This is a genomic window from Vibrio amylolyticus, assembly GCF_023145695.1.
Classification (GTDB): domain Bacteria; phylum Pseudomonadota; class Gammaproteobacteria; order Enterobacterales; family Vibrionaceae; genus Vibrio; species Vibrio amylolyticus.
This window is the reverse complement of record NZ_JAJHVV010000020.1, coordinates 1-14,388: the sequence shown is the minus strand read 5'-3', so window position 1 is coordinate 14,388 and position 14,388 is coordinate 1. Positions and strand designations below refer to the sequence as shown.

Here is a 14,388-nt window from a genome sequence, read left to right as displayed (position 1 = left end):
TTCTAAAGTTTCTAAAGTAACGCAGACTGCTGAATCAGCCCGCGTAAAATTGGTTATTAACTATTGTTTTCTGGTAACGGGTGGCTATCAATTTCTCTGCGTTTCCATAGTTGGAACACGGCAGGCAGTACCAGTAATGTGAGAAGAAGTGCGGAAGCCATGCCACCAATCATTGGGGCGGCGATACGCTGCATCACTTCAGAGCCCGTCCCATCGCCATACATAATTGGAATTAGGCCGATGATGACGGTAAGTACCGTCATCATGACCGGGCGCACACGCAAGCCTGCACCTTCACCGATGGCGTCAGTAAGGTCTTGTGACGTCAGTGGTTTATTCTCTTCTTGGGCGTGGAGTTTTTTGTAGTGCCACGCTTGGTTTAGGTACACCAACATGATGACGCCGATCTCGACCGCGACACCGGAAAGCGCAATAAAGCCTACTCCCACGGCAATGGAGAAGTTAAAGCCAAGGATGTGCATCAGCCAAAGCCCGCCAACCATCGCCAGTGGTAATGTCCCCATAATGATGAGTACCTCACCGACACGACGAAAGCTCATGTAAAGCAGCAACATGATGATGGCAATCGTGACGGGGACAACCATGGTTAATCGCTCTTTTGCGCGCTCCATGTATTCATATTGACCCGACCATGCAATGGAGTAGCCCGCAGGGAGATCCAATTGATTGTTCACCGCTTGCTGAGCTTCGGCAACGTAAGAGCCAAGATCTCGACCATCGATATCCACAAAGACCCAGCCGTTCGGGCGGGCATTCTCAGTTTTAATCATTGGAGGGCCATCTTCATAGCGAATATCGGCAACATCAGCCAGTGCAATACGAGCGCCATTTGCTGTGACAAGAGGGAGGTTCTGTAGCTTAACAACAGAGTTACGGTAATCTTGCGGGTAACGAACATTGATAGGGTAACGCTCTAGCCCTTCAACGGTCTCACCGACTTTCATTCCGCCAACCGCGGTAGACACCACTTGCTGAACCTCTTTGATGCTTAGGCCGTATCTTGCGGCAGCGCGGCGTTTAATGTCGATAGTGACATAACGGCCACCGGCAACACGTTCCGCGTAGACAGAAGCGGTGCCTTCCAGTGCATTCAGAACAGGCTCCAATTCAGCACCTATCCCTTCAATTACCTTAAGGTCAGGCCCTGCTATCTTGATACCAATCGGCGTTTTAATCCCTGTTGCGAGCATATCGATACGCGTTTTGATCGGCATCACCCATGCGTTGGTTAACCCCGGGAACTTCACTAGGTTGTCGAATTCAGCACGTAGTGAGTCGGTGGTGACACCTTCTCGCCATTCACTGCGAGGTTTTAGCTGAATAACACTCTCAATCATGGTGAGTGGTGCAGGGTCAGTCGCTGTATCTGCACGGCCAATCTTGCCCCAAACGGTGTCCACTTCAGGCACGGTTTTAATCAGTTTGTTGGTTTGCTGTAGTAGCTCACGCGCTTTACCAATCGAAATACCCGGGTAAGTGGTCGGCATGTACATTAAATCGCCTTCATCCAATGGTGGAATGAATTCACTACCGAGTTTACTGGTTGGATAATATGCTGACGCCATTAATCCTAGAGCGGCAACAATGATCAGCTTCGGGTATTTGAGGCTGAGATTCAGCATCGGGCGATAGAGTGCCACAAGCCCTTTGTTTACAGGGTTCTTATGTTCAGGAAGGATTTTACCGCGAACAAAGTAACCCATCAGTACAGGAACTAACGTGATGGCCAAACCCGCGGAGGCCGCCATGGCGTAGGTTTTGGTGAAGGCGAGTGGGGAGAACATCTTGCCCTCTTGGCCTTCTAGCGCAAATACTGGAACAAAGCTGAGCGTGATGATGATCAGTGAGAAGAACAGCGGCGCACCAACCTCTTCTGCGGCTTTACCGATCACTTGCCAACGGTTTTTATCCGTCAGTGGCGTGCGTTCAATATGCTTATGCACGTTCTCAATCATAACGATTGCACCATCTACCATGGCACCAATGGCAATGGCGATACCACCGAGTGACATGATATTGGCATTGATGCCTTGCCAGTGCATAACGATGAACGCGCTTAAAATGCCCACAGGCAAACTGATCGCAATAACCAGCGATGAACGGATATGGAACAAGAACAGAGCACAGACTACGGCAACCACAATGAACTCTTCGATGAGTTTCTGCCAAAGGTTCTCTACTGCGGCATCGATGAGTGTTGAACGGTCGTAGGTAGCGACGATTTCGACACCATCAGGCAAGCCTTGTTTAAGCTCGTTGAGCTTGGCTTTTACATTATCAATCACTTCACTGGCGTTCTCACCAAAGCGCATGACAATAACGCCGCCAACTGCTTCACCTTCACCATTTAATTCCGAGATACCACGACGCATTTGTGGCCCCGTATTGATCTCGGCAATGTCGCCTAACAGCAGTGGTGTGCCTTTATCAGTGACCTTAAGCGGTAGCGATTTAATGTCTTCAATGCTGCTTAAGTAGCCGGTGGTACGAACCATATGTTCGGCTTCCGCGACTTCAACAACCGATGCGCCTGTTTCTTGGTTACCGTCTTGGATTGCCATGTTCACTTGCTGAAGTGTTAGGTCGTAAGCGCGAAGTTTGGCGGGGTCAATTTGTACTTGGTACTGCTTAACCATGCCGCCTACGGTGGCAACTTCTGATACGCCATCAACGGTTTGCAACTCGTATTTTAAGAACCAATCTTGCAGGCTACGTAGCTCGGCTAAATCGTGTTGACCTGTTTTGTCTTGCAACACGTAGCTGTAAATCCAACCCACACCCGTTGCGTCAGGGCCAAGTGTTGGCTTGGCGTTGGCAGGTAGGTTAGGGGCAACTTGGCTTAGGTACTCCAATACTCTAGAACGAGCCCAGTACATGTCGGTATCATCATTAAAGATGATGTAAACATACGAGTCGCCAAAGAAGGAGTAACCTCGAACCGTTTCTGCGCCCGGTACGGCGAGCATCGCTGTTGTCAGAGGATAAGTGACTTGATCTTCCACTACTTGCGGCGCTTGACCCGGATAGCTGGTTTTAATAATCACCTGCACATCAGAGAGATCGGGCAGCGCATCAACAGGCGTATTCTTCACGCTGTAAAGCCCCGCCAATGTTAGGAAGAGACTGGCAATTAAAACCAAGAATCGATTATTGATCGACCATCGAATAATGGCGGTAATCATTGGTTATCCCCCACGTTTTGATGAGCGGTGTGGTGCGCGTGAGCGTCCATGTCAGAAGCGACGTTGTCCTTATTTTTAATCGTTGCCATAGTATTTATGTCGATTAAAGAGACTTCAGCGCCATTTTTAGTGACTAGAAATTGAACTGATTGCCCTTCTGCTAAGCCAGACAAATCAACGTCTTCTCCAACCGAAAAGTTCATTTCGCCAGCAGCCCAGTTCCACTCAGGTGCCGCGGCGTGTTTTAGAGTGATCATGCCAAAATCAGCCATCAACATGGTGATCTCGCCATCAACCCATAACTCACTAGCAATCACGGTGTCGTCGACGTTAAGGGTGACGACATCGTACTGCCCTGATTCGCCTTTTTGCATTTTAAAGTCGATCATCTGGCCTTTACTCAGTTGAGACATATCAACGCCTTCGGCAATGTTGAAGTTCATCACCATTCCCGGCCAATTCCACTCTGGTACTGGCTGGTGGTTAATGGTCAGCATGCGATGGCCTTCCATCACATCGGTGATTTCACCTTTCGCCCATGCAGTCTCCGCTGGGGCTTCAACACCATTGATACGAGAAAGGTCAGCCGATTGGCTTGATTCTGAATCGATCATAAAGTGAGCCGAAGTCACGATGCGATCGTTCTCTTCAAGACCTTGGATGACTTCGATTTTTTCACCCGCTTCGCGCCCGACTTCAATACGAGCAGAGCGGTATTTACCATCGCCTTGCGAAAGCACCACACGTGTCATGCCCCCAGAGCGAATGACCGATGATCTTGGAATGGTTAGAACGCTTTCACTGGACTCTGGCTGAAGGGCGATATTGGCAAACATATTCGGCTTTAGCTCACCTTCTGGGTTAGCAAACTTAAGTCGCACTCGAAGGGTACGAGTTTTTGGGTCTAGGATTGGGTAAACGTAATCCACGACGCCTTGCCACTCTTTCCCCGGTATTGCATCGAGCGTCATACTGGTTTGGCTACCTGTTGTGATCCAATGGGATTGACGTTCAAAGACTTCCGCATCCACCCATACTTCATTAAGCGGACCTGCGCTGATCACGGTTTGAGCAGGAGAGAGGTAGCCCCCTTCGCGAATATTCAAACTGGCAATAACACCATCGGCTATCGCTTTGATTTCGATGGTTTGAGAGGCTCGGTTTGCTTTTACGATTTGTCTAATTTGCGATTTATCAACGCCTAATGAGACCAAACGATCGGTAGCGCCACGAATTAACCCTTTGTGGCCTGCTCGATACGCATTAAGCAGCTCTTCTTGGGCTTTAACTAACTCAGGAGAGTAGAGCGTAAAGAGCACGTCACCTTTATTTACTTGCTCGCCGATGGCGTTAACATTGAGCTTTTCAACCCAACCGGAAATACGGACGTTAGTCTGCCAAACGAGACTGTCATCGAATGCCACGTAACCAACAGTTTCAATACGAGGCGATAGCTTTTCTTGCGTCACTAAGGCCGTTTTGACCCCAAGGTTGTTTTTTACCGCTGGGTTAATGGTGACGGTACCCGCTTCTTCGTTCTCCCCTGCAAGGTCTGAAGCATAAACAGGGACAAGGTCCATCCCCATCGGCGATTTACCAGGTTGATCACGGCGGTAGTTCGCATCCATTGGAGCAACCCAGTAGAGAGGCTCGTCTGCTGCTTTGGCGTCTGATGAGGCCACGGCACTCATATCATGGCTTGCTGGTATGATGAAATGGTTCGCGCCGAAACCGATAGCACCGCCAATAAGAAGAGCAAGCGTTGCGATTTGCATTGTTTTCATAATCTATTCCTAATTCTTACGTCTTACTGCTGAGCGTCTGTGAGTGAACTCTCAGCACCAGATTGACTTTGATGAGCACCTTGTACGTCACTGCTTAAATTTGGTAGTTCAACATTGAAATCGAAGCCACCGAGCAGCGAAGCTAGGTTGCTGTTGACGAGGTTTAAATCGGTGAGAAGACGTTGCTGCTCAAGCTGCAGTGCCAGTTCATCTCGGCTGGCGGTAATGACCGTATTAAATTGCGCCGTATTGTTTTGATAGCCTCTTTCCACGGCTTCAGAGCGAGATCTTGCTTGTGGAAGTAGTGATGATTGATAGCGCTCAAGACGCTGTTCAAGGTTACTCTTGTCGATAAGTAGCGTGTTTACTTTGGCGTTCATTTGGCTAAGTAAGGTGTCTTTTTGAGATTTAGCCGCACCAACTTGATATTGCGCCGCTGAATGCTGTCTGTCTTGGCGGTTACCAGTAAACAGTGGCACATCCATTGTGATATAAGCACTGACGAGGTCAGAAGCAGGGTCACCCATCATGCCATTGGCCTGTCTATAGGCGTACATGACCTCGACGCCGAACTGAGGAGTATAAGCTTGCTCTGCAATCTCAACTTGAGTTTGATTGGTAGAAATAGCTATGTCGGCCATTTGAACCATTGGATGCTGGTTAAGCTGCTGGTAGTGTTTGGTTGAATCTGTAGAGTTAGCTAAACGCTGCTCAAGTAAATTCCAATCCAGCTGATTACTGGCTTGTAAGGAGTCAGTGCGATACAGCCAATCTGCTCCTAGCCACTCCGAGAGTTGAGAAATTAAGCGATGCTGCATTTGCGTGTTCGCTTGTAGTTTTTCTTCAATCTGGCTCACTTGAAGCTGTGCATTCAGTAGATCTTGCGCTTCGCTCTTACCAATGGAGTAGTTGGTTTGAATAAAGCTTTCCATCTCTTGCATGAGTCGATGGTTCTCAAGCAGCACTTGATGCGCCTGTTGCTGGTAGCCAAGTTCTAACCACAGTTGAGTCATACTGTTGGCAACGTCGAGTTCGCGAGCGGCTATTTGCAGTGTCATGCCATCGGCTTGTTGACTGGCTTGGCGCTGTTGAAGATCAAGCGTAGAGCCACGACTAAATTGCTGCATTAGCCCAACCGAGATGTTGGTCATTGGATCATCGTCAAACTTGAAACTGTCGACAGGTAAGCCGCCAACCCCAAATTTCAACTTTGGATCAGCAAGTGTCGAATTAGCGATGCCAGACTCTCTCATGGCATGAGATTGGGCATAGAACTGTTTTCGGTTTGAGTCAGTATTTAATGCAATATCAATCAGCTGAGCTAACGATATCGATGACGTCACATTCGTTTGTGCCGCAGTAGCACTTGTATTTGTATTAGCAGCGGCGTGAAGTGGTAGCGAAATGCCAACCAATGCACTGACTGCTAGGGCAATAAGTGAGGGTTTGATAGTCACGGTATTATCCAAATTCTAGCGCTCAGTAACCCTTTAGAAAGGCTACATTATGGGCGCGATAAAACGGTTACTGCGCTGTCTATAAGCTCTTCAAATAGAAGGCTAATAGAGTCGAACAGTAATAAAAGATCAGAATTGGATTACGCTATCGGGGGGCGATATAAAGATTGTGGGCGATGAACGCGGTCACCTTGGGTAAGTGCTTCAATTCGGCTTAATCGGGACTCAAAGTGAGTCGCGTTATCTAAGCTAGGTATAAATGCCATCACATTGACACACGTTGCGCTACAGCAATTGTGTACTGAGTCAGCGCTACTGTCACAAGGAAGAGAGTTAGCCTTGGACATATCATGTGACGTTGGAACATTAACGCTGTGGCCCATCTGCGTATGGTCAATATTAGTACCACCGTGGCAATCGGGCAGTTGGGATTGAGTTGGGGATGGAGTGCTTTGGTTCGAGTTCGAGATGTCTAACATTTGGAACGACATTAAAGGCGCGCTCGAGACAACACTAGAGATAAGCAACGTAAAGATGCTTAAGAGTGTAATCCAATTTGTGCGAGTAGAAGAGAAACGCATGACGAGCCTTTAAAGTTAAGTTGCTTATAAGAGTAAAGCCTTACCCTAGGGGAAGGTCAAGTACGTATTGATGAATATCGCCACTTTAAAGAGATTGCGTTACATTCTGGATCGTTATGGTTACTCAAACATCCGTGTTAGCTGAAGAGAACAGAAAGTATAAATATATCGAATATGCAATACCATTTTTTATTGTATGGTTTATTTGCAATCCTCTAACAAAGCGACTAGGATGCGCGCTTGCTGAATGAATGGATTTGTTCATATTGAGAACGTTCTATGCATTTGTGCGCACCTTCCGCCATTAACGTGAACGTTAGCGTCATTTACGCTATCTCATCATAATTGTCTCGCAAGTGTTTCTTGTTCTGCTATCCAGTTCTTCTGTGGCGGAGAGACCCCTATTTCCTTTTATAAATGTAGGAGCATCAACAATGCCTCAAGGTTTAATGTTGACTGATTTAGCGATAGCTGGCCTTTTGCTGCTAATGGCTAAAATACTTCGTGTTCATATTCCACTATTGCAACGTATGTACATACCGTCAGCAGTACTGGCTGGCTTGATGGGGCTTACGTTAGGCCCTGCTGTTTTCGATATGTTGCCTTGGACAGACACCTTTACCGCGAATGCGGGTCTGTTAACGACCGCCCTATTTACCGCATTGGGCCTAGCAACGGATGTTCCATCACCCAAAGTGGTTGCTAAACGTGCGGGCTCTTTGTGGGCCTTCAATCAAATTGCTTCAGTGTCTCAGTGGTTGTTTGCTGGAATGTTCGGCTTGTTTATAACCTCATTTTTTTGGCCTGAGATTAGCCCTGCATTTGGTATAACCATGTCGGCAGGCTTTATGGGCGGCCATGGTTCTGCGACTGTTGTTGGCGACATATTTAACTCGTTGGGTTGGGAAGATGGTTTTACGCTAGGTTTAACGTTCGCGACTGTTGGGATTTTTATCTCTATTTCGGTTGGTATGCTCATTTTACAACTGGCCTTAAAAATGGGATGGATTACAACTTTCACCACATTTGACAGCATGGATGAGTACGAGAGAAAAGGTTTAGTCAAGCCTACTGAGCAGCCGTCGGTAATGAAAGATACGATGTCTTCTTTGTCCGTTGATTCATTTGCGGTTCACGCAGCGTTACTTATTGTCGCGATTGTTCTTGCCTATGAGTCGGCAGGTTATTTGTCTTCATTCCACTCTAAAGTGCAGATTCCAACATTTGTGACTGGATTTCTTGGTGGTATGTTCATTCGCATTGTGGCAAAACAAACTAAAGCCTCAGATTACTTGTGTGATGGTGCATTCAAACATGCGGCAGGCATGAGTACGGACTACCTGATTATCTTTGGTATCTCAGCCATTAAGATAACAGTATTAGCGCAATACTTATTACCGATGGTGGTTCTTGCTATTGGAGGTGTCAGTTTCACACTGTGGTTGGTGTTTTGGGTTGCTCCGAGAATTCTGGGTGATGATTGGTTTGAAAAAGGAATCTTTTCTTGGGGCTGGTTAACGGGTACGGTTGCGATGGGCATTGCTTTATTGCGTATCGTCGATCCAAAGATGCGATCTAAAGTGCTTGATGATTATGCCATTGCTTATGTTCCAGGTTCGATTACCGACATCTTTATCATTTCTTTGATGCCGATTGCCATGTATAACGGCTTGCATTGGGAAGCGTTAGGCGTGGGGCTTGGGTACATTGCCGTTGTGTTATTCATTTGGCGATTCTTATTCAATAGAGTCGGAACAAAATCAGCGAATAATCGTTAGATGTAGGCTAAAGATATTGATGTAATAAGAAGCCCTACTTATTAAGTGGGGCTTTAGATGACGCCAATTACCTAGGGCAAGACCAAGGCTCTTTTGCTCACCTTCTGCTTTATTGTTGAATCACTTTCTCACATCACCCTGTTTTAAGTCTCAAATTCGCTCTTGGAATTAGGTATCTCATCATCTCATTGGGCGCGACGGGTTTGGCTTTTAAATAGCCCTGAATATAGTTACAGCCAAATTGTTGAAGAGAGGCTAACTGCACTTCGGTTTCGACGCCCTCTGCCACAACACCTAACGAAATAGTATGAGACATGGAAATGATGGCTTGGCACAGCTTTGCCGATTTATGATTTTGGTTATCAATGTTTTGTACAAAGCTACGGTCAATTTTGACTATATCAACAGGATAATCGCTAAGCACTGAAAGCGAGGAGTAGCCCGTACCAAAATCGTCGAGATAAATAGTCAATCCCAGTTTTTTTATCTCATTAAGGGCTTCGATAGTGGACGAGGAGTTACCGAGCAGTAGTGACTCAGTGATCTCCACGCCAAGCAACTTGGTTGGAAACTTATATTGGCTCAACGCATGCTGTAACGTGTGCACGATATGGTTTGACTCAAATTGCTTCGCGGATACGTTGATGTTGATTCTTGGCAGTCTTACGTAAGCGTTACTTATGTAGAGCTGCTCTAATTGTTGGCACACTTTCTTAACGATCCAGTCGCCTATTTTGATAATGAGCCCAGTCTCTTCAGCAATGGGGATAAATTCGTCTGGTGATATCCACCCTTTTTTCGGGTGCTTCCAACGAAGTAGTGCTTCAAATCCTGAGACTTGATCGGTTTTCTGGCAATAGATGGGTTGGTAAGCCAAAGAGAGTTGATCTTGTTCAACAGCAATAGTGAGCTCTTGTTCTAAGGCAAATCGATGCTTAACTTGTGTGAACATCTTCTCATCAAAAAAGATGACTTTTTCCGTACCAGAACTCTTCGCCTTGTACATGGCAGTATCTGCTTCACGTAAAATACTGGCGATGGACTGTGAAGGGGAGGTCACAATCGAAACACCGATACTCGCACCAATATGGCAGGTTTGATCTTTAATGCTATAAGGCTTTGAGAGCAGCTGTGAAAAACGCAGGCAGAGATCTTGTAAGGCGTTCTCATTCACCTGATTGGGTAAACACACTACAAATTCATCGCCTCCAAAACGAAAACAACTGTCGTCTCGGCGAGCATTACGTATGAGTCGAGTAGCCACTTGCTGCAGTAGTAAGTCGCCAATGATATGGCCCATCGAATCATTCACGATCTTAAACCTGTCCAGATCAATAAAAAGAATCGAGAAGCCTTTGCTGGTCTGATTTTCTATCCTTGAGAGTTGATTTTCCAGTGTCTCGCTCAAGGCTTGACGATTTAAAAGACCAGTCAGTTCATCTTGAGTCGCTTGGATAGCTAGGCTTCGCGTTTTTTCTTTCACTAGCTGATCGGAGATTTGCAGTCGATGTGCATAAAAGCCAAACCCCCACGATATCGAGGCGGTGAGTAGTAATATTAATACGACGGCAGTTGAGCCATAAAGTAAGAGACTAATGTCGTCATCAATGGTTGAAATAGAGACTAACCAATTCTGATTGATATTAGGAAGAGCTATTTGCTTAGAGTAGTGACTTTCACGTTGATAGTAATGGGCTTTGCTGAGCTCAAGGTTAACGTGAGATTGAAATAATGAGGTGTAGGATTGCTGGTTCTGGCTCAGGTTCTGGTTAAGGCTCAGAACAGAGATATCGAAATCTTTTGAGTTAATTTCACCTTGCCAAGTGACCCCGAGAAACTCGTGAAATAGGATGCTGGCAACGACGAATCCTTTCAGTTCACTGTTATCGTTTAGAACCGGTAGGAACAACTTGATGCCTTGATGGCCATCTTCATTAAAAATACTCGTGGTTATTTCATGTTGACCGAGCGCCTTTCCCATTGCAGCGGCATCTTCACAATTGGTGTCCAGTCTGTTCCCTAAATAATCACTGGCTTCGAATTGAGGTGAAATGTAGTAAACCGGTAAGGTTGCGCTGTTTAGCCATTTCGCACATGTAGCAGTTTGGCCCACCCTTGGTAAAAGTTGAAAGCCGAGTAAACCATTGCTCTTAGCCTTCTCTTCGAACTGTTTAACATCCCCAAGGGCAATGAGTGGTAGCCAAAACAGAGAATGTATTCCGGAGCCGATTCTCGTTCGATCGTTGAGAAAGTGCTGAAACTGAACTTGAGTCGGGTTATTGCCATTTTGAAGAAACTTTTGAGTCGAATAGACAAGCTCTGACAAAGAGTTCATTGATTGCTCTAAGGATTTCACTTTACTGTTGAATCGAATTTCAAGTTGGTCGTGTAACCTTCGAGATTCATAGAATTCAACGACGAGAAAGCTAGATACGGCAATAGTGATTCCTATCGCCCAAATAATGAGAAAGGATTTGTGAGAAAACGAGAACGTCAATGTACAGGCTCTAACAGTGAAACTTATCAATAGAGGTTATCACATTTATCTCTTGAATGGTAATGGGTCTCATTTAGATTTAATTGCGTGTTATCGAATGAGATAAATGGAGATTTTTGATTCTCGACCCTAGCCTGACACTTCCCTTAAACTACTCTGACTCCCCACCAGACAATGACATAGAGTTTATCTTGCTCTGATTTACCTTGCCTCTTTCTCTTTAGTATACCGCTCAAGCAATAAACCCAATTAGGATATATCAATAATGACAACAAAAACGATTACTCTAGCAGTGGCGGGCGCAATTTTACTTTCTGCATGTAAAGAAGAAGCCCCTGAAATCGTTGAGCCAACCCACGCAACCATTACCTTGGTTGAAGCGGTAACGGAAGAAATTAAAACGCCTCATGAAGTGTGTAATGATGTGGTCGTCACGAAAAAGTCTGACGTTAAAGACGAAGGTAAGGTTCTTGGCACGCTCGGTGGCGCAGCAGCGGGTGCTGCATTGGGTAATCAAGTCGGTGGAGGTTCAGGAAAAACCGTTGCTACGGCGGTTGGTACGGTTGCGGGGGCAATGACAGGTCGAAAGATCCAAGATAATGCCCAGCAAAACAGTACGGTCACCACGACAGAAAGGCGTTGTACAACCAAATATACAGCCTCAACGGAAGTGGTCGGATACGATGTCACCTATAAAGTGGCAGGGTTAACGACCACCACGCGTATGAAGAACCAGCCTCAAGAGAATACATTCCCAATCATTGGCGGCCAGGTCATTATCCCTCAGTAGCTTGTCATTAGTCTAAGCGAGTTAGTCGAAGCTGAATAAGACGGTTAAATACTACTAAAAAACAGAGCCTTAATATGGTTCTGTTTTTGTTTTTATTATAGAGGTATTTGTCTCAATATAGAGGTACTCAGAGTTTGATTAGTTGTAGCATAAGTAATGAGAAGGGAGATTAAGGGGCATTATTTGTTTACACATCCCTGTGTAACGTTTTCTTAATATCAGCTGACTTTAAAGCGCTTCATAAATTGGCTAACGCGTGGAATCAGGCTTTTTACTGTTGGTGCGTCGGGAATGTCATTTACAAAACTCATAAAGCGTTGCGCCTTATTTTTATCCCCTTGAGCAGTCCCTGCTAGTATTGCTTGAGCTAAAATCACATGCTCAGCGGTAACGTCCTTATTCGAAAATTCGTGAATCATCATAGAAAATCCTAATAAGCATAAATACGGGGGAATAATACAATATATTGATGTTTATATCGATAGTTTATGGTGTCCATCAATGTCAAATTTATGTTAGAGCGAAACCTAACGAAAAGTGAAAGGGAATAGGGGTGTGGCCGCTTATCTTAAGTTGCTCCTTAATGGTGCAGGCGAGCTTCTGATTCAGCACTCAATTGGTTCAAACCCTACTGCCTCACGGTAAATATGACACTATTTCAATGGGTTAATATTTGGAACGATCCTTGTAATACATTATTGCTAGAACCAATATGACAACTAAGGCAATCAAGGAGAGATCATCATGCAAGAGACATTGACCATTGTACTCGCCGGAGGGGTCGGTTCGCGCCTATCTCCATTGACCGACAATCGAGCAAAGCCCGCTGTGCCATTTGGAGGGAAATACAGAATCATCGATTTTACGCTGACCAACTGTTTGCATTCAGGGCTGCGCCGTATTTTGGTACTGACTCAATACAAATCTCATTCGTTACAAAAGCATCTTCGTGATGGATGGTCGGTCTTTAATCCTGAACTGGGCGAATACATTACCGCTGTTCCACCTCAAATGCGTAAAGGCGATAGTTGGTACAGTGGTACGGCCGACGCTATTTATCAAAACCTGTGGTTGTTGTCTCGAAGCGAAGCCAAATACGTGGTGGTACTTTCTGGTGACCACATTTATCGAATGGACTACGAACCGATGCTGCAACGCCACAAAGAGAGCGGTGCAGAGTTGACGGTTGCGTGCATGGAAGTGCCCGTCGCAGAAGCGAGAGAATTCGGTGTCATGGCCGTTGATGAGCAAAGCAAGATTGTCGCGTTCGAAGAGAAGCCAGTGCATCCTATCTCACTTCCTGATAACCCAGAGAATAGCCTAGCGTCGATGGGTATCTATATTTTTACCACCGATACCTTGATTGATATTTTGGAGAGCGATGCACAAAACCCACGGTCGAGTCACGATTTTGGTAAAGACATCATTCCTCGGCTGATTGATAACCAGAAGGTGTACGCACATAAATTTGGTGGTGATGACGGCCGAGTGACTAAAGACACTTACTGGCGAGATGTTGGCACGATTGACTCTTTTTACCAGGCCAACATGGACTTGCTAAAGCCCGTTCCCCCGATGGATCTTTATCAACAAGATTGGGCAATACGCACCTATGAACGCCAGTTACCTCCGGCAAGAACAACCTCTTCCGCAACAGGGAATGAAGGGATTTTTATTAACTCACTTATCTCAAGTGGTGTTATTAACTCGGGTGGTTCGGTACAAAACTCGGTTCTATCGTCGAACGTAAAAATAGATGATGGCGCGACAGTCGCAGACAGCATTCTATTTGACTATGTAGAAGTGGGTGAGCACTGCCAGCTGAGAAACTGCATTATCGATAAGCACGTTAAAATTCCAGCAGGTACAGAGATTGGCATTAATCCAATGGAGGATGCGAAGAAGTTCATCATCTCTGAAAAAGGTACTGTTGTTGTACCCGAAAGTTACCGGTTTGAGTCACTATGATTTGATGGGTTATCGGATGTTTGGGTTGGCTTAGCTCTTCTGATCCAAAGTATGGTGGTTAATTTGCTGATTACTAATAAGGTGATCATTACTGCCTGAACCTTGTTTTGAGGTTTATAGCTTGGATTGAGTTTATACGTGAAACAGCAAGGCGAATACTCACCTTGCTGTTTTGGGAACGTTAGCGTATTTACTTAGAAGCGCCAGTCAAAACCTACCGAGACTTTTTTGTCCTCCGTGCGCGCGTAGCCGCCAGCCACATCATGGACTTTCAAATTGGTGTACTTACCTTCTAAATAAATGTTAAAGACCGCATCACCCACTTTAGTG

At 45.7% G+C, this 14,388-nt stretch carries 9 protein-coding genes; 3 read left to right on the top strand and 6 right to left on the bottom strand.

From position 1 onward, the window contains the following. Positions 1-56: 56 nt before the first annotated feature. The 4 genes from KP803_RS21185 to KP803_RS21170 form a co-directional block, all read right to left on the bottom strand. Positions 57-3,203, bottom strand: a complete 3,147-nt coding sequence (locus tag KP803_RS21185; RefSeq protein ID WP_248010842.1) for an efflux RND transporter permease subunit — start codon at positions 3,201-3,203, stop codon at positions 57-59. Further along, positions 3,200-4,987, bottom strand: coding sequence for an efflux RND transporter periplasmic adaptor subunit (locus KP803_RS21180; RefSeq protein ID WP_248010841.1), 1,788 nt, complete (start codon positions 4,985-4,987; stop codon positions 3,200-3,202). Before KP803_RS21180 ends, KP803_RS21185 begins: the two co-directional genes overlap by 4 nt. Positions 4,988-5,010: 23 nt before the next feature. After that, positions 5,011-6,444 carry a TolC family protein gene (locus KP803_RS21175; protein ID WP_248010840.1) on the bottom strand — a complete coding sequence of 478 codons (1,434 nt, stop codon included), beginning with the start codon at positions 6,442-6,444 and terminating at the stop codon, positions 5,011-5,013. A gap of 140 nt (positions 6,445-6,584) precedes the next feature. Continuing rightward, positions 6,585-6,923: a hypothetical protein gene (locus tag KP803_RS21170; protein WP_248010839.1), complete on the bottom strand. Its 339-nt coding sequence runs from the start codon at positions 6,921-6,923 to the stop codon at positions 6,585-6,587. A 536-nt stretch (positions 6,924-7,459) separates the two neighbouring features. On the opposite strand from KP803_RS21170, the gene KP803_RS21165 reads away from it, so the two are divergent. Beyond that, positions 7,460-8,803: a sodium/glutamate symporter gene (locus tag KP803_RS21165; protein WP_248010838.1), complete on the top strand. Its 1,344-nt coding sequence runs from the start codon at positions 7,460-7,462 to the stop codon at positions 8,801-8,803. Positions 8,804-8,936: 133 nt separating this feature from the next. On the opposite strand, the gene KP803_RS21160 is transcribed toward KP803_RS21165, so the two are convergent. Then, on the bottom strand, positions 8,937-11,300 hold the full coding sequence (locus KP803_RS21160) for a bifunctional diguanylate cyclase/phosphodiesterase (protein WP_248010837.1): 2,364 nt from the start codon (positions 11,298-11,300) through the stop codon (positions 8,937-8,939). Between the two features lie 265 nt (positions 11,301-11,565). Here KP803_RS21160 and KP803_RS21155 point away from each other — a divergent pair, with 265 nt between their 5' ends. Continuing rightward, positions 11,566-12,090 carry a glycine zipper 2TM domain-containing protein gene (locus tag KP803_RS21155; RefSeq protein WP_248010836.1) on the top strand — a complete coding sequence of 175 codons (525 nt, stop codon included), beginning with the start codon at positions 11,566-11,568 and terminating at the stop codon, positions 12,088-12,090. 218 nt (positions 12,091-12,308) lie between these two features. Here the strand turns inward: KP803_RS21155 and KP803_RS21150 are convergent, their stop codons facing one another. Continuing rightward, positions 12,309-12,512 carry a pyrophosphatase gene (locus KP803_RS21150; protein WP_248010835.1) on the bottom strand — a complete coding sequence of 68 codons (204 nt, stop codon included), beginning with the start codon at positions 12,510-12,512 and terminating at the stop codon, positions 12,309-12,311. Positions 12,513-12,834: 322 nt separating this feature from the next. Between KP803_RS21150 and glgC the strand changes: the two genes are divergently transcribed. After that, positions 12,835-14,058 (top strand): glucose-1-phosphate adenylyltransferase, encoded by a 1,224-nt coding sequence (gene glgC / locus KP803_RS21145; RefSeq protein WP_248010834.1) that lies wholly within the window; start codon positions 12,835-12,837, stop codon positions 14,056-14,058. Positions 14,059-14,388: the final 330 nt, after the last annotated feature.

What these genes read in the sequence shown, in the direction of transcription:
- KP803_RS21150 (WP_248010835.1), bottom strand. Translation starts at nt 12,512, where the DNA reads ATGATGATTCACGAATTTTCGAATAAGGACGTTACCGCTGAGCATGTG.
- KP803_RS21170 (WP_248010839.1), bottom strand. Translation starts at nt 6,923, where the DNA reads ATGTTAGACATCTCGAACTCGAACCAAAGCACTCCATCCCCAACTCAA.
- KP803_RS21165 (WP_248010838.1), top strand. Translation starts at nt 7,460, where the DNA reads ATGCCTCAAGGTTTAATGTTGACTGATTTAGCGATAGCTGGCCTTTTG.
- KP803_RS21155 (WP_248010836.1), top strand. Translation starts at nt 11,566, where the DNA reads ATGACAACAAAAACGATTACTCTAGCAGTGGCGGGCGCAATTTTACTT.
- glgC (WP_248010834.1), top strand. Translation starts at nt 12,835, where the DNA reads ATGCAAGAGACATTGACCATTGTACTCGCCGGAGGGGTCGGTTCGCGC.
- KP803_RS21180 (WP_248010841.1), bottom strand. Translation starts at nt 4,987, where the DNA reads ATGAAAACAATGCAAATCGCAACGCTTGCTCTTCTTATTGGCGGTGCT.
- KP803_RS21185 (WP_248010842.1), bottom strand. Translation starts at nt 3,203, where the DNA reads ATGATTACCGCCATTATTCGATGGTCGATCAATAATCGATTCTTGGTT.